The sequence below is a fragment of the Candidatus Pelagibacter communis genome (assembly GCF_001179925.1).
Taxonomy (GTDB): Bacteria; Pseudomonadota; Alphaproteobacteria; order Pelagibacterales; family Pelagibacteraceae; genus Pelagibacter; species Pelagibacter ubique_E.
The window spans coordinates 16,582-37,156 of sequence record NZ_CVSF01000067.1 but is presented as its reverse complement, the minus strand read 5'-3'; the positions used below and the strand labels follow the sequence as shown (position 1 = coordinate 37,156).

Sequence of the window (20,575 nt, the reverse complement as noted above, 5' to 3'; positions counted from 1 at the left end):
TTATTTTAAACAGTAATTATCTGCTTCTTGCACCAGCTGAACTTACAGCAGCAGCCCAGATTACTAGACCGAATGCAATCTTATTAATAAAGTCAGCTAAGTTGTAAACTACGTTTAATGTATTTGCATCTACGCCACCAGTTAAGTAACCAAATACATAACCTAATGGGTAAATTGCCCAACCTACAGTTACAATCATTCTCATTGCACCGAACGCAGTTACTAATGCTTTATTACCGCTCTTAGCAGCAGCTTTTCCAGCTTCACCTGAGAATATTTCATAAAGAATGTATACCCAACCTGCCATACCGATTACAAAACCAAGTGTAGCGTTGATGTATCCAGCTTCTCCTAAATATCCACCGATTAACATTACTAATGAACCAATTAGCAATCTCCAGAAAATTCCTGAGTTTGCTTTTCTTACAGCTACTAGAATTAAGTAGAATTCTATCATCTGTAGTGGCACAGTAATTAACCAGTCAATATATCTATATACTGTTGGTGAATCGCCTGTAGTCACCCATACATCTCTCATGTACATGTAATGGATGAATGCAATACCAGTTACTAGACCAGCAACAGTTACTGACGTTTTCCAGCCAGGAGCAACAGTGTTTCTCTCCATAAAAAAGAACGCTGTAGCAGCCAACATACCCATTGAAATTACCCAAAAGGAAATTCCAACAAAGTCATCCTGTGCTAACATTGTGGTCGCAGCGTTTGCCACAGTTGTAATACCCGTTAGGGCTACAATTGTAAGAGCAAACAATTTAAGTTTTTTCATAAAAAACTCCCTCTTTAGTTAGTTTTTACTTTTTTAGTTTATATAAACTAGGCTTAAGCTTCCCTAAGCCAAAGTTGGGGTTAAATACCAAATATAGCTAGATAATAGAAGACAAAATTGTCATTAATTTGCATTGATTTTACTTATTTTTTAAAATTAAATACAATTTGTGATTTAAAAACCACATTAAATTTAAACTACGAATCAAAAAAGTATGCCTGATAAATTTAAGAAGATTTATGAACAATCAATACAAAAACCTGAGAAATTTTGGCAAGAGGCATCTAATGATATATTTTGGTATAAAAAACCGACTAAAATTTTAAATAAATCTAACCCTCCATTCTATAAATGGTTTGAAGATGGCATAACAAATACTTGCTATAACGCTTTAGATTTCCACATAGATCAAGGTAAAGGAGATAAAACTGCTTTAATTTATGATAGTCCTATTACTGGAGAAAAAAGTAAGTTCACTTATAAGGAATTAAAATTAAAAGTATCAAAATTTGCAGGTGCACTTAAAGATCAAGGTGCAGAAAAAGGAGATAGGATTATCATCTACATGCCTATGATACCAGAAGCGGTAATAGCGATGCTTGCATGTGCAAGAATTGGAGCAATACACTCAGTTGTTTTTGGTGGATTTGCTTCTAATGAACTAGCAAGTAGAATAGATGACAGTAAAGCAAAAATATTAGTCACTGCCTCTTGTGGTTTTGAACCTGGAAGAACTGTTGAGTATAAACCATTAGTAGACGAAGCAATTAAACAGGCTAAGCATAAAATTAGTAAAATGATCTTATTCCAAAGAAAAGGTCATGAAGTTAAATTAAATGCTCCAAAGGAGATAAGTTGGGATGAAGCGTATGCAAATGCTAATAACACAGATTGTGTTGAAATGAAATCAAATGAGTTTGCTTATATACTTTACACATCTGGAACCACTGGAACTCCAAAAGGTATTGTAAGAGACATTGGAGGACACATTGTTGCATTAAAATGGACAATGAAAAATATTTATAACATCAATGAAAATGATATTTGGTGGTCAGCAAGTGACATTGGTTGGATAGTTGGTCATTCGTACATTGTATACGCTCCACTTTTTAAAGGATGTACGACTGTACTTTTTGAAGGAAAACCAATTGGGACACCTGATGCCGGAGCTTTTTGGAAAATTATTTCTGATTATAAAGTTAAATCTTTATTCACAGCACCTACAGCTTTTAGAGCTATAAAAAAAGAAGATCCTGAAGGAAAATTCTTTTCAAAGTATGATTTGAGTAAATTTGAAAGTCTATTTCTTGCTGGGGAAAGAGCTGATCCAGATACTATTAAATGGGCAGAAAATCTTTTAAAAGTTCCAGTTATAGACCACTGGTGGCAAACAGAAACAAGTTGGGCAATCAGCTCAAATTGCACAGGTATTGAAATGATGAAAACTAAATATGGCTCAGCATGTAAAGCTGTTCCTGGATATGATGTAAAAATTATTAAGGCAGATCAAACTTTAGCAAAACCTAATGAAATGGGAGATATAGTTGTAAAACTCCCTTTGCCCCCAGGAACTTTTCCAACTCTTTGGAATGCAGATCAAAGATATAAAGAAAATTATATGTCAAATTATGAAGGGTATTATCAAACCTATGATGCAGGACATATAGATGAGGATGGATATATCTGGATTATGTCAAGGACTGATGACATTATAAATGTAGCAGGTCATAGACTCTCCACAGGTGCTATTGAAGAAGTTTTATCAGAACATCAATCAGTAGCGGAATGTGCTGTTCTTGGAATTGCAGATAAATTAAAAGGCCAATTGCCTATAGGTTTGATTGTGCTTAAAGCAGGTGTGGATAAAGATAATGAAACAATTTCTAAAGAGTGTATTCAAATGGTAAGAGATAAAATTGGTCCAGTTGCAGCGTTCAAAGTAGCTATTGTAATTAAAAGGCTTCCTAAAACAAGATCAGGTAAAATATTAAGAGGAACAATTAGAAAAATAGCAGATAATGTTGAATATAAAATGCCTCCTACTATTGATGATCCTGCAATTTTAGATGAAATTAAAGATGATTTAATAAAAAACAATATTCTAAAAAGTGCTTAAGACTTATTTATTTCTAATAGGGGCAATTTTTTGTGAAGTTGCTGGTACAATGCTTCTTCCAGTGTCACAAAATTTTACTAAAATAATTCCGACAACTTTTTTAGCAATTTTTTATTTAAGTGCTTTTTACTTGCTCACTTTTGTAGTTAATAAACTTCCTATAGCAATTGTTTACGCAAGTTGGAGTGGACTTGGAATATTTACTATAGCTATTTTAGGATATATATTTTTTAAACAGACTCTACAATGGCAAGCTATTGTAGGTTTATTTTTAATCGTTTTAGGAGTAATCCTAGTAAATATTTATAGTGCAAAACTCTAAGGAATGAAAACAATTTTGGTTACTGGTGGATGTGGTTTTATTGGTTCCCATCTCTCCTTATTCTTAAAAAAAAAAAAATATAATGTTATTGTTATTGATAGTCTAATTATTGGTAAAAAAAAATTATTTAAAGGAAATAAATTTTTTAAAATTAACATTACAAATAAAAATAAATTAGAAAAAATTTTCCAAAAATACAAGATTTTTGCGATTTACCATTTAGCTGGTTTAAGTAAACTTACAGAGTCTTTTAAAAAAAAAGCTTTATATCAAAAAAATAATATTCAAGGCACAAAAAATATTATTGAATTAACAAAAAAATATAAAATCAGATATTTAATTTTTTCTAGCTCAGCATCAGTTTATGGCAATAAAAGATCTTTCCCAATTAATGAAAGTTCATCCTTAAGACCTATTTCTTATTACGGAAAAACAAAACTAATATCTGAAAGATTGATAAAAAAAGAATGTTCAAAAAAATTTTTCAAATCAATATGTTTAAGATATTTTAATGTAGTTGGTTCAAATTTTAAAAATAAAATTGGAGAAATACATAATCCACCAATTCATCTTATTCCAATTCTAATAAAAAATATTATTCTTGGAAAACCTATAAATATAAGATCAAACTTTAATACAAAAGATAAAACCGGGGTAAGAGATTATATTGATGTAAATGATATGGCTAAAGCTCACTATTTATGTTTGAAAAAAATAGTAAAAACCAAAAAAAATTTTTTAGCATTAAATCTTGGATCAAAAAAATATTTAAGTGTTAAAGAAATTTTAAGAATTATTCAAAAGAAAATCAAAATTAAAAACATTAAGATAATCTTTACTAAGAAATTAAAAGGGGAACCTGATAAGCTGATGGCTAGTAGTAAATTAGCAATTAAAATATTAGGTTGGAAACCAAAAGTTAATATCAAAAATTCTATATCTAATATGATTTTATGGGAAAAATATAAATTAAAAAATAAAATTTAATTTATCAATTAGTTTTGTTAGTAAAAAATCGAATGAATATTTATTTTTTTTGAATTTCTTAGAATTTAAAAATAATATGAAATCAAAAGCTTGGCTTCTTCTATTCCACCATTGCAAATTAAGATATTTTTTAAATCTTTTATCATAGCTATCTTGGTAATTTCTATAAAAGGTCAAATTCGTCTTTAACAAATTAAATTGATTTTTATTTATTGCAAAATAAGTAGCTAATCGAAAATCTAACCATAATTCATCAAATTTTTTTACAAATATCTTTTTTGTAGCTTTTTTTAAGCTGTTTTTTCTTACACTTATACAGCTAGTGGGAGGAAACTTGGGCCATTTATTTTCTCTAAAAAAATAATTCTCTAAACTTGGTTTTTTGTCATTTTTATTTTTATAAATAAAAGGGCAATCAAATAAAATTTCTTGTCTTGGATTGTTGGAGAAAAAATTTACTATCTCTTTGACTTTGTTCTTCTTAAAAAAATCATCTGAGTCCATTAAACAAATAATTTTTCCTTTGCTTTTTTCAATGGACTTTTTGATACCAGCCATTTGATTAAATGAGTAAATGTTGCCCCGTACTTTATTTTTTATAATTTTAATCTTTTTTCTTAATTTTTTATTTAAATTTTCAATTCTTTTTAATGATTCATCATCAGAACAATCATCAAAAAAAATTATTTCAACTTTTTTATAACTTTGAAAACTTGCAGATCTTAAAGCTTGTACGCAATATTTTTGTTTATTATAATTATTGATTAGTATTGAAACTAAAGGTTGATATCTCATACATCAAATTTTAAAGGAGTGCCTTCAGGATCTCCCAAAATTTTACCATCTTGCATTTTTACTTTTCCAGCTATAATTGTTGATACAGGAGTTCCTTTAAATGTGTAACCATTAAATGGGGACCATCCACATTTGCTCTCTATATTTTTATTTTGAATTTTAATATTTTTATTCATATCTACAATTGTAAAATCTGCATCAAAGCCCTCTTTAATAAACCCTTTGTTTTTAATTCCAAAAATTCTAACTGGATTTTCGCAAACAAGACTAATCAACTGGTTAAGTGTTAATTTTCCATTATTAACATGATCAAGCATAACTGGCATAAGAGTCTGAACGCCTGGCATTCCAGAAGGTGAATTTGGATATTCTTTATTTTTATTCTCCTTTAAATGTGGTGCATGATCTGAGCCTATCGTATCATTCAAATTATTTTTAACTGCGTACCACAATCTATCATAGTGAGATTTATCTCTAATAGGTGGGTTCATTTGAGCATACGTTCCAAGTTTATTGTAGCAATCAGGTGAGTAAATTGTTAAATGTTGAGGAGTGATCTCGAAAGTAATATTGCCTTTGTGTTGAGACAAAAAATCTATTTCTTGTTTAGTCGTAATATGAAGAACATGAGCTTTTTTATTATAACGTTCAGCAATTCTCACTATTCTTCTCGTTGAAGACATTGCACATTCTTCACTTCTCCAAATTGGATGGGAATGTACATCGCCTTTTTTAATTAATTTTTTATTTGTATTTAAAATTTGTTCATCTTCAGAGTGAACTGCAACCACTTTTGAGCTATTTTTAAAAACTGTATCAATATCTTTTTCATCTGCAACTAAAAGGTTTCCTGTGGAGGACCCTGCAAAAAGTTTTATTCCACAACAACCCTCTAAATTTTTTAAATCAGCTAATTCATTGGCATTATCAGCAGTAGCACCAAAATAAAAAGCGTAATTACAATACATTCTGTTTTTTGCTAGATCTAATTTTTTTTGAAATTCTTTTTTCGTAGATGTTGGAGGATTGGTATTTGGCATTTCAAACACAGCTGTTATTCCACCCGCTACAGCTGCTCTGCTTCCAGAATTAAGATCCTCAGTATCTGTTGAGCCTGGTTCTCTAAAGTGAGTTTGCGTATCGATACATCCTGGTAAAACTATTAATTCCTTAGCATCAATTACCTCTTTTGCATCTTCAGAAATATCACTAAGTTTGTGAATTTTCCCATCTTTAACTGCAATATCTATATTTATTAATTCACCATCGATATGACATTGTCCATTTTTAATTATAAGATCTAACATTTGTGAAAAAAGTAATTATATTAAAAAATACAATCAATCAAATATGAATATTAAAAATGTTTACATTTTAGATGATAGAGCTATTCTTTATGTGAGCGGTCAAGATACTAAAGATTTTTTACAGAACCTAATAAGTAAGGATATCAATAAAGTTACCGAAAAAAATAGTTGTTTTAGCTCTTTATTATCTCCACAAGGAAAGTTTTTATACGAATTTATCATAATTAAACATAAGTCTGGTTATTTTCTTGATTGTGAGAAAGCTCAAGCTGATCAATTATTTAAGCAGCTTAATATGTACAAGCTACGATCTAAAGTAGAAATTTTAGATTTAAGTAATGAGTTTGTAGTAGCTACATTTAGTTATACTAAATTTTTAAGTTTAGAAAATGCAAATGGTATTGAAGGTTTTACTTTGAAATATGGAGAAGATCCTGTTTTTCTTGATCCAAGAAAAAAAGAGTTGGGTGCAAGATTAATTATTAATTTAGAAAAACTTTATTTATCTTTAAAAAAATTAAATTTAAATGATGCAAACATAAAAGAGTACTATACGTTTAGTCATAGACATGGAATAGTTCCTAAAGATTTAAATAAATTACAAAATAAGCTTTTTGGAATAGAGTGTAATTACGAAGAACTAAACGCCATAGATTTTAAAAAAGGTTGTTATGTTGGACAGGAAAATACAGCAAGAATAAAATTAAAAAATAAACTTTCAAAAAGATTATTTCCAATTAAAATTATAAAAGGGAAATTATATAAAGACGAAAGTATTTTTATCAATAAAATTGAAATAGGAAAAGTGCTTATTGACTCTGAATATCCTTTTGCTCTTATAAAATATTTAGACAAAAATTTTGATGAAAAAAAGAATTTTCAAACTAAGGAAGCCTCATTAAATATTATAAAACCTGATTGGATCAATAAATAGAATACACCTATTTATTTATTTTTCTTAGAATTTTTCTACTTCTTTTTCTTATTGTTGTACTGCTAATTCCTTTGGTTCTATTAAAAATTATAAGTCTTTGTTTATCAATCGAATTTGAATTGTCATTACCATGTACAAGTTTAAAAATTTTATTCTTTTTTAAAAATTTTTCGTCAATCAACCATTTTGACTTTATGACTTTATTAACAAACTTTATAGACTCTAAAATCTCTTTTCTTTGATTAAAATTTAATTCTGGTTTGTAACCTTTTATTTTTTTTATTTCTTTATCACTTGTCAAAGCAACCCAAACTTCTCCAAACTTACTAGCTTTTTTTAGTAAACGAATATGTCCGTGATGTAAAATTGTGGCTGACAAATCAACTAAGATTCTTTTTTTCATAATCATTTTAATTTAACAGATGGTTAATAAAGTGTCTAACAAGAGTATGTTTAATTGATAAATCTGGTGCGGCCAGAGAGACTCGAACTCTCATGGACTAGGTCCACACGGCCCTCAACCGTGCCTGTCTACCAATTTCAGCATGACCGCAAATATGACCCACATTAAATCAATGACAAGCAGGTTTCAAATTGATAGATTTCACCATGGAATTTAGTCAAGAAGTAAAAAAAGCAACAGATCCAATATATAAAAAAATTTCAAAGGTTATGCCTGAAATTGAATGGTCAGTTCACGCGCCATATATTCATAAAATTAATCAATTAAAAAAAGAGAAGAATGCTGTTATTCTTGCACATAATTATCAAACTCCAGAAATTTATCATGGTATTGCTGATTTTTCAGCTGACTCTTTAGCATTAGCTGTTGAGGCATCAAAAACTTCTGCTGATATAATTGTAATGGCAGGTGTGCACTTTATGGCAGAGACTGCAAAATTAATGAGTCCAAATAAAAAAGTTTTATTACCAGATATGAATGCAGGTTGCTCTTTATCCTCCTCTGTAACAGGAAAAGATGTTAGACTGCTTAAAGAAAAATATCCAGGCGTACCTGTAGTTTCTTATGTTAATACCTCAGCTGATGTAAAAGCTGAAACAGATGTATGCTGTACATCTGCAAATGCAGTTAAGATTGTAAAATCATTAGGAGCTAAAAGAGTAATTTTTTTACCAGATGATTACCTCGCAAAATATGTTGCTTCACAAGTAGATGTTGAAATTATTTCATGGAAAGGGATTTGTATTGTTCATGATCAATTTAATGAAAATGAAATTAAAAATATACGAAAAAATAATCCTGGAATTAAAATAATAGCACATCCGGAATGTCCACCTGAAGTGATAAAAGCAAGTGACTTTGCGGGCTCAACTTCCGGCATGATTAAATATGTTAAGGATAATCAACCTAAAAAAGTAATGATGGTTACTGAGTGTTCAATGAGTGATAATATACAAGTAGAAAATCCAAATGTAGAGTTTATAAGACCATGCAATATGTGTCCCCATATGAAAAAAATAACTTTGCCAAAAATTTTGAATTGTTTAGAAAATGAAACTGGTGAAATTCTTATGGATCAAAAGACAATTGATAAAGCAAGATTGTCTGTAGAAAAAATGGTTGCTATCGGTAGATAACTTTCTGTGTCAAAAATAAAACTGAGTGAAAAATTTATAAGAAACACTGTCAAACTCGCTCTAGCTGAGGATTTATATCCATTAGGAGATATAACTTCAAATTTGGTTCAAAATAATAAAATTGTTACAGCAAAATTATTATCTAATCAGAATGCTATAATTGGTGGTATATCATTTGTAAAAGAAGCATTTTCATTAATTGATAATAAAATCAAATTTATTTTGAAAAAAAAAGATGGTTCAAAAGTAAAAAAGGGGTCATTAATTTGTATCATTAAAGGAAAAGCTCAAAATATATTAATAGCAGAAAGAGTTGCATTAAATTTTTTATCTCACATATCAGGAATAGCCACTAAAACAAATCAATTTGTTAAATTAGCAGGTAAAAAATGTAAAATTTGTTGTACTCGTAAAACTATTCCCAATTTAAGAGTAATTCAAAAATATGCAGTTAAATTAGGCGGAGGTTCTAATCATAGATTTAATCTCAGTGATGAATATTTAATTAAAGACAATCATATTGCTACGGCAAATATCAAACAAATAGTTTTGTTGGCGATTAAAAATAAGAAAGAAAAAAAAATTACTGTTGAAATTGATAATTTAAAACAACTTAAAGAAATCGTAGGTTTGAAATTTAATCGAGTATTGTTTGATAACATGAGTATAAAAGATTTAAAAATAGGAGTAAAAATTGCTAAAAAATATTATCAAACTGAGGCATCAGGAAATGTAAGCCTTAAAACAGTTAAATCTATCGCATCAACTGGAGTTGATAGAATTTCAGTCGGAAGTATTACACATAGCGCTCCAGCTGTAGATTTTAAATTAGAAATTTAATTTAAAAATTTTGAAAGATCAGGTTTAAAATAATTTGGTCCTTTCATTACCTTTCCAGCCTCATTATATATTGGTTTACCATCTTTATCTAATTTACTCATGTTTGAGTTTTGTACTTCCTCAAAACACTTATCTAAATTAATTCCAAATGCATGTCCTGCACCATACGTAACATAAAGAATGTCTGTAAGTGCATCAGCAACTTCTATTAAATCATTATTTTTGATTGCTTCAGTAAGTTCATCTAACTCCTCTCTAATTAGATTTAATCTAAGTTTATTGATTTTATCTGTGCTAAATGAAGCTTTTGTTTTAACCTCTTGGCCAAAAGTTTTCATGAAAGTTCCTACTTTATCAAAATTTGTCATTTTGCTCCTGTAAGTTTGAATAAAATTCATATATATCTATTGTAAATACTTAAGGAAACAATATTCATGAAATTTAGAAAAGAATTTGATAGCATTGGAAAAATTAATGTTCCTAATGATAAATACTGGGGTGCTTCTACTCAAAGATCAAAAAAATATTTTGATATTGGTGAATTTCTAGTAAGGCCTGTATTAATCAAATCTATTGCAATTATTAAAAAAGCTGCTGCCATTGTTCATAGAAAAGAAAAACAAATTTTACCACAAACTTCCAAAGCTATTATTAAAGCATCTAATGAAGTAATTTCTGGTAAACTCAATTCTCACTTCCCTTTAAAAGTTTGGCAGACAGGTTCGGGCACTCAAACAAATATGAATGTAAATGAGGTAATAGCAAATAGAGCTATTGAAATTTTAGGTGGGAAAAAAGGCGCTAAAAAACCTGTTCATCCAAATGATCATGTAAATAAGTCACAATCAACAAATGATGTATTTCCAACTGCTATGCATATAGCGATTTCTATTGAAACAAAAAATAAATTATTACCCGCACTTGAATTACTTAATAAAGAATTAAAGAAAAAAGTCTCAAAATTTAGAAAAGTAATAAAAGTTGGTAGAACTCATTTGCAAGATGCAACTCCTTTATCATTAGGTCAAGAATTTTCAGGTTATCAATCTCAATTACAAGACTGTATTATAAGAATAAAAAACGCATTAAATGAGATATATTTTTTAGCGCAAGGTGGTACAGCAGTAGGAACTGGAATTAATAGCAAGAAAGGTTTTGATAAAAAAATTATAAAAGAAATTAAAAAAATTACAAAACTTCCATTCAAACCTTCGAAAAATAAATTTGCTTCATTGGCAGCTCATGATGAAATTGTCAATTTTTCTGGCACGCTAAACACCACCGCTGTTTGTTTAATGAAAATTGCCAACGATATAAGATTTTTAGGATCTGGACCAAGAGCAGGTTATGGCGAACTTATTTTACCTGCTAATGAGCCTGGATCTTCAATCATGCCTGGTAAAATAAATCCTACACAATCAGAGGCCGTCACAATGGTTTGTGTAAAAGTTATTGGAAATCATAATGGTATAACTATGGCAGGATCTCATGGACATTTTGAGCTCAATGTTTTTAAACCTTTAATTGCCCACAATATTTTACAATCTATTGATTTGTTAGCAGACAGCTCTAAAAATTTTGGATTATATTGTATTAAAGGACTAAAGGCAGACAAAATTAAAATTAAGCAATATTTAAATAATTCTTTAATGTTAGTAACAGCACTTGCACCGCATATTGGTTACGACAATTCAGCAAAGATAGCCAAATTAGCTTTAAAAAATAATACTACTTTAAAAGAAGAAGCTTTAAAAACAGGTTTAATAACTGAAAAGGAATATAATAAAATTGTAGATCCAAAAAAAATGATTAACCCGAGTTAGAAATTTTTAAAAAAATCTTTTACAAGATTTCTTCTTACGATTTTATTAAAAATATCTTTCTTTTCGGAATTAAAGTTATCTAGAAATCTCTCTAAATTTTGATTAGTATTTCCATCTACTTTTAAATTATCTATTTCAACGAGTTTATCATCCAGATTAAGAAGGAATCCAAAACTAATTTTTTTTAAATTTTTCCTATCTATTCTATCAATTTGGTAATGTCGAAAAAATTCACTAACATCTACGAATTCTAAAGTTATATAACCAGCAAATTTTAACTTATTATCATCAACAATTAATTGTACATCACCTATATTAATATTTACAGAGTCTTTAAAAGAAGTAATAAAATTTTGTATATATATATTACCTTCTTCAAGAAGAACTTCGAACTTAATTTGGTCAAGAAAATTTATCCCTTTAAAATTATTTGCATTAACATTTATTCTTCCATTTAAATTTTGATTATTTAACACTTCAGATTTTATTACATTTACCAATATTGAATTCACTTTAAAAACATCCTTTAAATTTATTTGATAAAATTTCAAATTTGATAATAAATAAAAAGGTTTTATGCTTATATCAGCATCAAATTTATTATCACTCGTATTAAATTTTAGATGGTTATTAGCTAAACTATAATTTATTCTTTTATTCTTATTTATTATATCGATATCTAATTCTCCAGATAATTTTCTTTCATTATATTTGGAATTATTTTTTAAATTTAATCTTAATGAAAATGATTTCATTTCGGAAAAAAATTTTTTATTTTTTATATCATGCTCTACATATAAACTTATTGGAATATTAAATATATCTAATTTAGAATTCAATTTTTTTAAAAGATTATCTTGATATAAATAATTCAATCTTTTTAAATTTGTAAGAAAAACAACATCATCATTTCTATCTAAATAGAAAAATTTACTATTTATAAAATTAATATCCTTATCACTTTTATTGATATTTAATAGATCAATGAAAAATTTAAAATTAGATTTTTTAACTCGAAATTCTGTTTTTCTAAATAGTAAATTTTTAATCTTGATTTTGTCTAATGAAATGAAATTATTCAAAGTTATAAAAATTTTGAGATTTTTTGTCTGAGCTATATCATTAGTATCATACTCAATTGTCGCATTCTCGGATACAAAATGAGGTTTTGGCAATAGACCGTATTTTAAGTTTTTATCAAATTTAACTTTTAAATTGTATTGATCTAATATTTGGTTTTCGAATTGAAGTTTAATTTTACTTTTATCATAAAAAGCTGGTACTAAAAAATAACTAATTGTTGTAATAACTATAGCTGCTATAGAAATAAATATTCTTTTATCAATATGTTGAAAATTCTCTGAAAATTTTTTTTTCTTTTTAAAGAAAATTTCTCTAAAAAAGTTAAAAAAACTTTCTATTCTCTTAGTAATTGATAATACTGATTTATTAATTTTTTTTTTAAAAATATTTTTTTTTTGCATTGAGGAAAACTTATAAATAAATAATTAAAATGGTAAACTTAGAATATTTAAAAAATCTAAATGAAGCCCAAAAACAGGCAGTAACCCATTTAGAAGGGCCCCTTTTAATTGTTGCTGGAGCGGGTTCTGGAAAAACTAAAGTTTTAACCAGTAGAATTGCTCACATAATTAAAGAAAAAAAAGCATATCCTAATCAAATTTTAGCTGTAACATTTACAAATAAAGCTGCGAAAGAAATGCAATCTAGGGTGAGCAAGATACTTGGAGCAACAGCCACAAGTTTGTCTTGGTTAGGAACTTTTCATTCAATTTGTGCAAAACTACTTAGAAAACACGCTACAGCAGTAAAATTAAACTCAAACTTTACAATCATAGACACTGATGATCAGATAAGGCTAATTAAAAATATTTGCAAAGCAGAAAATATAGATGTTAAGCAGCTAGCTCCAAGATTTGTTCTTGCAATCATAGACAAGTGGAAAAATAAAGGTCAATATCCAAATGAAGTAATTATTAATAATAAAGACATATACGAAAAAACAATCTTGCCTGTTTATAAGATTTATCAACAAAAGCTTTTTGATTTAAACGCATGTGACTTTGGTGACTTAATTTTACATGTTGTAAAAATTTTAGAAAATAATGATGATATAAGAGAAATATATTCAAAAAATTTTAAATATATTTTAGTTGATGAATATCAAGATACTAATTTTATTCAAAGCCGGTGGTTAAATTTACTAGCTCAAAAAAATAAAAATCTTTGTTGTGTTGGTGATGATGATCAGTCGATTTATAGTTGGCGAGGGGCTGAAATTAAAAATTTTTTGGAGTTTGACCAAATATATCAAAATACTAAAGTCATAAGATTAGAACAAAATTACAGATCAACACAAAACATTTTATCTGTTGCATCTCAACTGATTACAAATAATCAAAATAGAGTTGGTAAAACATTAAAGACTACAATGGAAGAGGGGGAGTTAGTGGCATTAAATTGCTTTAAAAATGGAAAAGATGAAGCAATCGGTATTTCTGATGAAATTGAAAAGATTGAAAAAAAATTTTCGTTAAATAACATTGCTATTCTTGTAAGAGCAATTTTTCAAACAAGAGAGTTCGAAGAAAGATTTTTAAAAATTGGCTTACCCTATAGAATAATTGGTGGTACAAAATTTTATGAAAGAGCAGAAATAAAAGATTGTGTAGCTTATCTAAGAATAGTATACCAAAATAAAGATGATCTAGCATTTGAAAGAATTGTGAATAATCCAAAGCGTTCTATTGGGGATGGCACATTAAAACAAATACACGATTTTGCAAAAAAAAAGTTGGTTAGTTTGGAGTTTGCATCTAGAAAAATGATTGATGAAAACTTGATTAAACCAAAAACCAAACAAGGTTTATCAATATTTTTAAATTCTCTCTCTAAATGGAGGAATGATTTAAATATAAAAAAAATAAATCACGTTAAATTGTTGCAAAATATATTGGATGAGTCTGGATATTCGTCAATGTTGAAAAATAAAAAAGATATAGATAACGAAAACAGGTTAGAAAATATAAAAGAATTATTAAGTGCTATGAAAGAATTTGATAATCTTGAAAGTTTTTTAGAACATGTATCTTTAGCAACGTCTATTGATCAAGATTGGGACGGAAAAAAAGTAAATATGATGACAATGCATGCTGCAAAAGGTTTAGAATTTGATGTTGTATTTTTACCTGGTTGGGAGGAAGGACTTTTTCCTCATCAAAAATCAATTGAAGAAAAAGGTCAAAATGGTTTAGAAGAAGAAAGAAGATTAGCATATGTTGGGATTACTAGAGCAAAAAAAAGAGGAATAATTTCTTTCTCAATGAGCAGATTTTATCAAGGGGACTGGATTGATAGTATAGCATCTAGATTTATTGATGAACTGCCAAATCAAAATATAGAAAAAAATTCTTTTTTTGATGAGGATAAAAATGTAATTGATGATTTTGAATTTAATCAAGACTTTGAAGTTGAGGATCAAACTAGAAGCCCTGGTTGGATAAGATATAAAAAGAGATTAAAATAAAGTGAGTGTAAAAATTAATATTTTAAGAAGTAAATTTAAAAAATATAATATTGATGGATATATCATTCCTAAGAATGACGATTATTTTACAGAATACTCAAAAATTAACCGACTAAAAATCATATCTAAATTTAGTGGTTCAGCAGGACTTGCTGTAATTTTAAAAAAGAAAAACTATTTATTCACAGATGGTAGATATACAATCCAAAGTCAAATTGAGTCTGGTAAAAATTTTAAAATTATTAATGCAGAAAAATTGATAAATTGTGATTTATTCAAAGGACTTAAGTTAGGTTTAGACCCAAAACTCTTTACGTATCAACAAATTAAAAAATTTTTTTTTAAACATAACAAGATTGAATTCATTCAAAATAATCTAATTGATCAAATCGAAAAACAAAAATTTAAAAATACATATCCTTTCTTCTCATTAAATAAAAACATTGTTGGAGAAAGTTCAAAGTCAAAGATAAATAAAATTTCAAATTATCTCAAACAAAATAAATCAGATTTTATTTTTATCAGTGCTCCTGAAAATGTTGCATGGTTGTTAAATATAAGAGGAAGTGATGTGCCGAATAGCCCAATACCTAATTCTAGATTAATTATAAGTAAAACAAAAAAAATACTATTAATAAGTGATATAAAAAAATGTAAAAAATTATTAAAAGATAAAATTTTGAATTTAAATCAATTAGTAGATACAAAAAAATTTCCCGATAAACTTATGAGATTAAAAGGTAAAAATTTTATTATTGATGGTAATTCTTGTTCAATTTTTTTTGAAGATATGATTAAGTCTAAATTCGAAATTATAAAGAGAGAAGATCCAACTTACTTTTACAAATCCATTAAAAATAAAATTGAAATTAATAATATGAAAAAAGCTCATATATATGATGGAGTTGCTTTAACAAAATTTATCTATTGGATAAAAAATATAAATAAAAAAAAAATTACTGAAGTAGATGCTCAAAATAAACTAGAAAAATTTAGAAAAATGAACAAAAATTTTCTTTATCCTAGTTTTGATACGATTGCTGGCTCAGGAAAAAATGGTGCAATAGTTCATTACCGTGCTAATAAGAAAAATTGTAAAATCATAAAAAACAAAGATATTTTTTTATGTGACTCTGGTGGTCAGTATAAATATGGAACAACTGATGTTACTAGAACAATTTGTTTTTCTAAGCCAGATTTATTTATAAAAAAAATTTTTACTTATGTTTTGAAAGGTCATATTGCAGTAGCTACAACAAATCTTAAAAAAGACTCTTTTGGAAAAAAAATTGACCAGAGAGCAAGAAATTATTTAAAAAAAAATAATTTAGATTACGCGCATGGAACTGGTCATGGAGTTGGTTTTTTTTTAAATGTTCATGAGGGACCACAATCTATTTCAAAATTTAACAAGATAAAAATCAAAGAGGGTATGATTTTAAGCAACGAACCCGGGTATTATAAAAAAGGTAAATTTGGAATAAGAATTGAAAACTTAGTTTATGTGAAAAAAATTAAAAATAAAATTTTTTTTGAAAATTTAACTCAGGCACCTATAGAAAAAGATTTAATAAATTTTGAACTCTTAAATTCATCGGAAAAAAATTACCTATTTAAATACCATCTAAACGTTTACACAAATATTTCAAAATATTTGAATCTTAAAGAAAAAAAATGGCTAGCTAGTTTTATTTAGCATCTTTAAGAATTGATCATGATTTATTATCTTTATTTTAAGTTCTTTTGCATTTAAAACTTTTTTTTTTGTTGGATTATCTCCAATGATTAGATAGTCTAATTTTTTGGAAACACTACTTACTGTTGTTCCAGAATTCTCCTCAATTAAGGATTTAATTTCAGCTCTACTAATCCCATTTAGTTTTCCGGTTACTAAAAAAGTTTTGTTTATTAATAATCCATCTTTTTTTATAGATACTGCATTACTTATTGATAAAATTTTTCCCAATTCATGTAAAATTTTTAAATTTGCCCTATTCAAAAAAAAATTTTTAATTGAACTTACTTGAGTTTCTCCTATTCCATCAATATTTATCAAATCATTATATTTATTATTATTTGATAAATCTTTAAATTTTGCAAATGATCCAAAATACTTAGATAATAATTTAGCATTTTCAAATCCTATATGTCTTATACCCAGTGCATAAATAAATCTTTCTAAAGAAATTTTCTTTTTAACTGTAATAGAAAATCTTAAATTTTGAACAGATAATCTGCCCCAACCATCTAATTTTTCAATTTTATTATAATCTAAACTAAAAATATCTTGTGGAAATTTAATTAAATTTAATTTCCAAAAATTTTCTACAATTTTTTTTCCAAATCCATCAATATTGAATGCTTCCTTAGATACAAAATGTTTCAATTTTTCAATAGCAATTTTTTCACAATCGTAACCTTCACTTGAACACCTTCTAACTGCATCCTTTTTTTTTGTAATTAAATTAAATTCTTTAATTGTTTTTGATCCACATGATGGACATTTATTTGGAAAAATAAATTTTTTGTAGGTTTTTGCTCTTTTTTTAAAATCTACTGAAAGAATATGTGGAATGACATCCCCAGCTCTTTCCACAGTTACTGTGTCCCCTATTCTGATATCTTTTCGATTTATTTCATCTTCATTATGTAATGTAGCATTAGAAACTAATACTCCACCAATATTAATAGGTTTTATTTTTGCTACTGGTGTTAAAGCACCTGTCCTTCCAATTTGAATATCAATATCTAAAATTTTTGAAATCCCCTTATTAGAGGAAAATTTATGTGCAATTGCCCACCTAGGAGCATTCGCAACAAATCCTAATCTATTTTGTAAGGCAAAGTCATTTACTTTATAAACAATGCCATCAATATCAAAATTTAGATCTGCTCTTTTTTTTTCAATTTCATTATAATTTATAAATAGATTATCTATCCCACTTATCAGTCTATTTAATGGGTTAGTTTTAAATCCCCATTCAGTTAACTTATTTAGAAAATCATATTGATTATTTACCTTAAGACCTTTCACAAAACCAAAAGTGTATGCAATAAATTTTAAAGGTATCTTTTTTGTATCCTCTGGATTTTTTTGTCTTAATGATCCTGATGCCGCATTCCTTGGATTAGCAAAATTATCTTTTAAAGCTTTAAAGTCAGAATTTTGTATAAACACTTCTCCTCTTACATCAATTTCTTCAGGAAAATCTTTTGTTAAAATTATTTTTGGAATATCTTTTATAGTGGAAAGGTTCGCAGTTATATCTTCCCCTTCCTTACCGTCACCTCTTGATAATCCATAAACTAATTTCCCATTCAAATAAGTTAAGGAAGCTGAAATACCATCAATTTTGGGTTCGGCAGTATATGAAATTGTTGTATTTTTACTTTTTGAGAGAAAATTAAGTATTTTTTTTTCAAAATTAACAAGATCTTCTTTAGTGAATGCATTTGCAAGTGAAAGCATTGGAACTTTATGTGAAATTTTTTTGAAATTTTTTGAAGGTTTGTAACCAATTGTTATTGAGGGTGAATTTGTTGATTTTAAAAATTTATACTTTTTCTCAAGCTCTATTATATTTTTTTTTAAATCATCGTACTCTGAGTCTGAGATTTCAGAAGTATTATCATTATAATATCTTTGGTTATAATATTTTAATGATTTAACTTTTTCTTTATATTCTTTTTGGATTAAATTTTTGTCCATATTAATCGAAAAGTTTTTTGAATTTATCTAAAACTCCTCTTTTATCTTTTTTAATTTTTTTTGGAACTTGAGCAGAATAATCTTTATTAAAAACCTTATATGACTTTTCATACCAATCACTAGATAAATAATTATAACCTAAAATACTCGCATATTTCTGCGCTTCCTCATCAAGACCTAATCTATAATTAATTTCAACTAACCTGTGTAGGGCCTCTTCTATAAAAATAGTTTGATCATAGTTTTCCACCACATTTTTAAATCTATTTATTGAAGCTATCCATTTTTCTTTTTTTAGATAATGTCTTCCTAAATACATTTCTTTAGCAGCTAAGATATCTTCTATCAGTTCAAGTTTAAATTCGGCATCTAATGCGAAATCAGTATTTGGATAATTTTTTACTATCAAACTAAATTTTTCTTTAGCTTTAAAAATAGGACCAGAGTCTCTTTTTTCATCCTCGATTGTTTCATAGAAACACATAGCAATCAGATATTCTGCATAAACTATGTCTTTTGAATTTGGATATGTAATCAAGAATCTTTCTAAATTTGCCAAAGCTTCTGTGTAATAGTTTTGTAAGTAATACGAGTAAGATGCCATTAATGCTGATCTTGGTGCCCATTCCGATTGTGGAAATAAAAGTTCAGCCTCTAAAAATTTTTTTGCAGCGAAGTAAGGGTCTCCTTCATTCAATGCAATGTAAGCTTCTTTATAAGCTGAAACCATTTCTAAATCTTGTCTGTTTTCTTTAATAACTGAAATATTATTTTTATCTTTGGAACACGCAGTTAAAATTAATAAAAAAGAAAATATAAATAATCTAAATTTATTCATAATTTTAGAATTTAGTCAGTTATAATTATAAAGATAAAAAAATATTATGCTATAGATCTTAATATACTTCTATTGATAATAGTATGAGGTAAATTTCTTTCTTGAATTTCAATAATAGAAAAGTTATCCGTATTTTTAAATACCTTTCTCAACATTTGATTAGTCAAATAATGCCCACCTTGAGAACATTTTACATGTCCTATGATTCTATAACCAGTAGTAAAAAGATCACCAATACAATCTAAAATTTTATGATTAACAAATTCTTTTGAATTTCTAAGACCATCTTCATTTAATATGTTTTCATCTTTTACAACTATAGCATTATCTAAACTGCCGCCTTTGGCCAATCCATTTTTTTTAATCATTTCAATATCTTCATAAAGACAGAAAGTTCTTGAATTAAGAATATCTTTTAATTCGTCATTATAAACATTTATTTTATTTTTTTGATTACCTATTATTTTATTTTTATATTTAAGTTCAAATTCAATATCTAAACTTAATTTTGATGGTTCTATTGATATAAATTTTTCACCATTTTTAAACTCAACTTTTTTATTTATCTTTATAATTTTAATTGGTTTGTTGCTGATAGTAAAATCAGCAATTAAAATTTTTTCTATAAACTCTTTAGCTGAGCCATCTAATATTGGTACTTCCTCATTATCTATTTCAATTAAAGCATTGTCTATACCTAAGCTAAACAATGCGCACATTAAATGTTCTATTGTAGAGACTTTAACTCCAAAATCATTTGAAATAGTTGTATTCAAAGATGTATTACTTACATTAAGATAGTTAGGATAAACTAAATTATTATTTTTTAAATCAATTCTCTTGAAGACTATACCTGTGTCTGGCTCTGAAGGTTTAATTGAAAGTTTAACTAATTTACCACTATGAAGACCGATGCCCTCAAACTCAACTGAATTTTTAAGTGTTTTTTGATTTAGTAAACTCACATGGAA

Annotated in this window: 18 protein-coding genes and 1 tRNA gene; 9 read left to right on the top strand and 10 right to left on the bottom strand. The window is 27.2% G+C overall.

The features are described 5' to 3' along the window. Positions 1-16 precede the first annotated feature (16 nt). Positions 17-787, bottom strand: coding sequence for a bacteriorhodopsin-like (locus AMN70_RS04530; RefSeq protein WP_075502192.1), 771 nt, complete (start codon positions 785-787; stop codon positions 17-19). A 214-nt stretch (positions 788-1,001) separates the two neighbouring features. Between AMN70_RS04530 and AMN70_RS04525 the strand changes: the two genes are divergently transcribed. Genes AMN70_RS04525 through galE form a run of 3 tightly spaced genes read left to right on the top strand, consistent with a single transcriptional unit; the run spans position 1,002 to position 4,212 of the window. Then, positions 1,002-2,903 carry a propionyl-CoA synthetase gene (locus AMN70_RS04525; protein ID WP_075502190.1) on the top strand — a complete coding sequence of 634 codons (1,902 nt, stop codon included), beginning with the start codon at positions 1,002-1,004 and terminating at the stop codon, positions 2,901-2,903. Beyond that, positions 2,896-3,225: a DMT family transporter gene (locus AMN70_RS04520; RefSeq protein WP_075502188.1), complete on the top strand. Its 330-nt coding sequence runs from the start codon at positions 2,896-2,898 to the stop codon at positions 3,223-3,225. The genes AMN70_RS04525 and AMN70_RS04520 overlap by 8 nt, the downstream gene beginning before the upstream one ends. 3 nt (positions 3,226-3,228) lie before the next feature. Next, positions 3,229-4,212 (top strand): UDP-glucose 4-epimerase GalE, encoded by a 984-nt coding sequence (galE, locus tag AMN70_RS04515; RefSeq protein WP_075502186.1) that lies wholly within the window; start codon positions 3,229-3,231, stop codon positions 4,210-4,212. Here galE and AMN70_RS04510 read toward each other — a convergent pair. Then, complete coding sequence (locus tag AMN70_RS04510; RefSeq protein WP_075502184.1) at positions 4,195-5,007, bottom strand: glycosyltransferase family 2 protein; 813 nt, start codon at positions 5,005-5,007, stop codon at positions 4,195-4,197. The genes galE and AMN70_RS04510 overlap by 18 nt on opposite strands. Continuing rightward, on the bottom strand, positions 5,004-6,314 hold the full coding sequence (locus AMN70_RS04505) for a dihydroorotase (protein ID WP_075502182.1): 1,311 nt from the start codon (positions 6,312-6,314) through the stop codon (positions 5,004-5,006). Before AMN70_RS04505 ends, AMN70_RS04510 begins: the two co-directional genes overlap by 4 nt. A gap of 43 nt (positions 6,315-6,357) precedes the next feature. On the opposite strand from AMN70_RS04505, the gene AMN70_RS04500 reads away from it, so the two are divergent. Next, on the top strand, positions 6,358-7,248 hold the full coding sequence (locus tag AMN70_RS04500; RefSeq protein ID WP_075502180.1) for a CAF17-like 4Fe-4S cluster assembly/insertion protein YgfZ: 891 nt from the start codon (positions 6,358-6,360) through the stop codon (positions 7,246-7,248). Between the two features lie 7 nt (positions 7,249-7,255). Here AMN70_RS04500 and AMN70_RS04495 read toward each other — a convergent pair whose 3' ends face one another. Beyond that, complete coding sequence (locus AMN70_RS04495; RefSeq protein ID WP_218836808.1) at positions 7,256-7,651, bottom strand: adenylyltransferase/cytidyltransferase family protein; 396 nt, start codon at positions 7,649-7,651, stop codon at positions 7,256-7,258. Positions 7,652-7,715: 64 nt separating this feature from the next. Continuing rightward, a tRNA-Leu gene (locus AMN70_RS04490) sits at positions 7,716-7,801 on the bottom strand. Between the two features lie 56 nt (positions 7,802-7,857). Here AMN70_RS04490 and nadA point away from each other — a divergent pair. Together nadA and nadC are read left to right on the top strand one after the other, a co-directional pair. After that, entirely contained in the window at positions 7,858-8,847 is a 990-nt protein-coding gene (gene nadA / locus AMN70_RS04485) for a quinolinate synthase NadA (RefSeq protein WP_075502176.1), read from the top strand. A gap of 6 nt (positions 8,848-8,853) precedes the next feature. Then, positions 8,854-9,687 carry a carboxylating nicotinate-nucleotide diphosphorylase gene (gene nadC, locus AMN70_RS04480; RefSeq protein ID WP_075502174.1) on the top strand — a complete coding sequence of 278 codons (834 nt, stop codon included), beginning with the start codon at positions 8,854-8,856 and terminating at the stop codon, positions 9,685-9,687. Here nadC and AMN70_RS04475 read toward each other — a convergent pair. Beyond that, a complete protein-coding gene (locus AMN70_RS04475) occupies positions 9,684-10,055 on the bottom strand; it encodes a pyrophosphohydrolase domain-containing protein (protein ID WP_075502172.1) in 372 nt (123 codons plus the stop codon). The two genes, nadC and AMN70_RS04475, sit on opposite strands and share 4 nt — an antisense overlap. A gap of 66 nt (positions 10,056-10,121) precedes the next feature. On the opposite strand from AMN70_RS04475, the gene fumC reads away from it, so the two are divergent. Further along, the gene (gene fumC, locus AMN70_RS04470; protein ID WP_075502170.1) at positions 10,122-11,510 is read left to right on the top strand and encodes a class II fumarate hydratase; all 1,389 of its coding nucleotides are present in this window, start codon (positions 10,122-10,124) and stop codon (positions 11,508-11,510) included. Here fumC and AMN70_RS04465 read toward each other — a convergent pair. Continuing rightward, positions 11,507-12,994: an AsmA family protein gene (locus AMN70_RS04465; RefSeq protein WP_075502168.1), complete on the bottom strand. Its 1,488-nt coding sequence runs from the start codon at positions 12,992-12,994 to the stop codon at positions 11,507-11,509. The two genes, fumC and AMN70_RS04465, sit on opposite strands and share 4 nt — an antisense overlap. Positions 12,995-13,023: 29 nt before the next feature. Here AMN70_RS04465 and AMN70_RS04460 point away from each other — a divergent pair, with 29 nt between their 5' ends. Both AMN70_RS04460 and AMN70_RS04455 read left to right on the top strand, forming a co-directional pair. Further along, positions 13,024-15,057 (top strand): ATP-dependent helicase, encoded by a 2,034-nt coding sequence (locus AMN70_RS04460; RefSeq protein WP_075502166.1) that lies wholly within the window; start codon positions 13,024-13,026, stop codon positions 15,055-15,057. A 1-nt stretch (position 15,058) separates the two neighbouring features. Further along, positions 15,059-16,753, top strand: a complete 1,695-nt coding sequence (locus tag AMN70_RS04455; protein ID WP_075502164.1) for an aminopeptidase P family protein — start codon at positions 15,059-15,061, stop codon at positions 16,751-16,753. On the opposite strand, the gene ligA is transcribed toward AMN70_RS04455, so the two are convergent. Genes ligA through lpxC form a run of 3 tightly spaced genes read right to left on the bottom strand, consistent with a single transcriptional unit; the run spans position 16,736 to position 20,569 of the window. Next, positions 16,736-18,766 carry an NAD-dependent DNA ligase LigA gene (gene ligA / locus AMN70_RS04450; RefSeq protein ID WP_075502162.1) on the bottom strand — a complete coding sequence of 677 codons (2,031 nt, stop codon included), beginning with the start codon at positions 18,764-18,766 and terminating at the stop codon, positions 16,736-16,738. The two genes, AMN70_RS04455 and ligA, sit on opposite strands and share 18 nt — an antisense overlap. Before the next feature lies 1 nt (position 18,767). Next, positions 18,768-19,604: an outer membrane protein assembly factor BamD gene (locus tag AMN70_RS04445; protein ID WP_075502160.1), complete on the bottom strand. Its 837-nt coding sequence runs from the start codon at positions 19,602-19,604 to the stop codon at positions 18,768-18,770. A gap of 44 nt (positions 19,605-19,648) precedes the next feature. Further along, on the bottom strand, positions 19,649-20,569 hold the full coding sequence (gene lpxC, locus AMN70_RS04440) for a UDP-3-O-acyl-N-acetylglucosamine deacetylase (protein WP_075502158.1): 921 nt from the start codon (positions 20,567-20,569) through the stop codon (positions 19,649-19,651). Positions 20,570-20,575 lie beyond the last annotated feature (6 nt).

What these genes read in the sequence shown, in the direction of transcription:
- AMN70_RS04525 (WP_075502190.1), top strand. Translation starts at nt 1,002, where the DNA reads ATGCCTGATAAATTTAAGAAGATTTATGAACAATCAATACAAAAACCT.
- nadA (WP_075502176.1), top strand. Translation starts at nt 7,858, where the DNA reads ATGGAATTTAGTCAAGAAGTAAAAAAAGCAACAGATCCAATATATAAA.
- fumC (WP_075502170.1), top strand. Translation starts at nt 10,122, where the DNA reads ATGAAATTTAGAAAAGAATTTGATAGCATTGGAAAAATTAATGTTCCT.
- AMN70_RS04530 (WP_075502192.1), bottom strand. Translation starts at nt 787, where the DNA reads ATGAAAAAACTTAAATTGTTTGCTCTTACAATTGTAGCCCTAACGGGT.
- AMN70_RS04510 (WP_075502184.1), bottom strand. Translation starts at nt 5,007, where the DNA reads ATGAGATATCAACCTTTAGTTTCAATACTAATCAATAATTATAATAAA.
- AMN70_RS04445 (WP_075502160.1), bottom strand. Translation starts at nt 19,604, where the DNA reads ATGAATAAATTTAGATTATTTATATTTTCTTTTTTATTAATTTTAACT.
- AMN70_RS04505 (WP_075502182.1), bottom strand. Translation starts at nt 6,314, where the DNA reads ATGTTAGATCTTATAATTAAAAATGGACAATGTCATATCGATGGTGAA.
- ligA (WP_075502162.1), bottom strand. Translation starts at nt 18,766, where the DNA reads ATGGACAAAAATTTAATCCAAAAAGAATATAAAGAAAAAGTTAAATCA.
- AMN70_RS04495 (WP_218836808.1), bottom strand. Translation starts at nt 7,651, where the DNA reads ATGAAAAAAAGAATCTTAGTTGATTTGTCAGCCACAATTTTACATCAC.
- AMN70_RS04460 (WP_075502166.1), top strand. Translation starts at nt 13,024, where the DNA reads ATGGTAAACTTAGAATATTTAAAAAATCTAAATGAAGCCCAAAAACAG.
- galE (WP_075502186.1), top strand. Translation starts at nt 3,229, where the DNA reads ATGAAAACAATTTTGGTTACTGGTGGATGTGGTTTTATTGGTTCCCAT.
- AMN70_RS04465 (WP_075502168.1), bottom strand. Translation starts at nt 12,994, where the DNA reads ATGCAAAAAAAAAATATTTTTAAAAAAAAAATTAATAAATCAGTATTA.
- AMN70_RS04500 (WP_075502180.1), top strand. Translation starts at nt 6,358, where the DNA reads ATGAATATTAAAAATGTTTACATTTTAGATGATAGAGCTATTCTTTAT.
- AMN70_RS04475 (WP_075502172.1), bottom strand. Translation starts at nt 10,055, where the DNA reads ATGACAAATTTTGATAAAGTAGGAACTTTCATGAAAACTTTTGGCCAA.